Genomic DNA, 1,008 nt, shown 5'->3' with positions numbered 1-1,008 from the left:
GCATGAACGAGTGACGAAAATCGCGACGCAGAGCGTCGCGGCCAGGCATTCCCACGCGGAGCGTGGGAACGAGTGAAGTAGCCCTGTCGCTCTGCGACAGGAATTGCCGATGAAATGCAGACGTTCGGTTCAATCGGCGATCCTGTCACGGAGTGACAGGGCTGCAGTGAAGGATCACGGAATCGCATGATGCGACCTCATTCCGACAGGATGTCGCCGGAGGTGCTGCCCTTCCCGCCACGCGTGGGATTGCTGGCGGGGGCCGGTCGTTTCCCGATTGTCTTCGCCGAAGCCGCCCGCCGACAGGGTCTCCACGTCGTCGGCGTCGGTGTGATCGGCATGGCGCCCGATGAACTCGGCGACATCTGCCATCAATACTTCACGACGCCGCTCGCGCGCCTCGGCCGCATCATCCGCATCTTCAAGAAGCAGCGCGTCCATCAAGCCGTGATGGCTGGGAAGATTGAGAAGACCGTTCTCTTTCAACCATGGCGGATTCTGCGATTAATGCCCGACTGGCGGACCATTCACATGTGGTACCGCTATGCCCGGCAGGACCGCAAAGATGACACGCTTCTGCTGGCGGTCATCCGGGAGTTCGCCCGCGATGACATTCATTTTGGTTCCGCCCTCGACATTTGTCCGGAGTTACTCGTGAAGCACGGATTCCTCACGAAACGCCGTCCGACCGATGCCCAGTGGAATGACATCCGCTTCGGTTGGGACCTCGCCAAAGAAATGGGCCGGCTCGATGTCGGCCAATCGGTGATGGTCCACGACTGTGCGGTCCTCGCCGTCGAAGCCATAGAAGGGACCGACCGGGCGATCCGTCGTGCCGGAGAGTTGTGCCGACGTGGCGGCTTCACCGTGGTGAAGGTCGCCAAGCCACAGCAGGACATGCGATTCGATGTCCCAACCATCGGCGTGCAGACCATCAAGACGCTGCACGAAGCCGGCGGCCGCATTCTCGCCGTCGAAGCCAACAAGACGATTCTGCTCGACCAGCAG

Annotated in this window: 1 protein-coding gene; it reads left to right on the top strand. The window is 61.2% G+C overall.

Annotated features, from left to right (window positions below):
* Positions 1–186: 186 nt before the first annotated feature.
* Positions 187–1,008, top strand: an 822-nt coding sequence (locus tag AC5590_RS00010; RefSeq protein WP_169269018.1) for an LpxI family protein, incomplete at its 3' end; no start/stop codon positions are given.

Origin of the sequence: Brasilonema octagenarum UFV-OR1, assembly GCF_963888615.1 — a bacterium.
GTDB classification, from domain to species: domain Bacteria; phylum Cyanobacteriota; class Cyanobacteriia; order Cyanobacteriales; family Nostocaceae; genus Brasilonema; species Brasilonema sennae.
The sequence above is the reverse complement of the archived record's forward strand: the minus strand, read 5'-3'. Positions and strand labels throughout refer to the sequence as shown.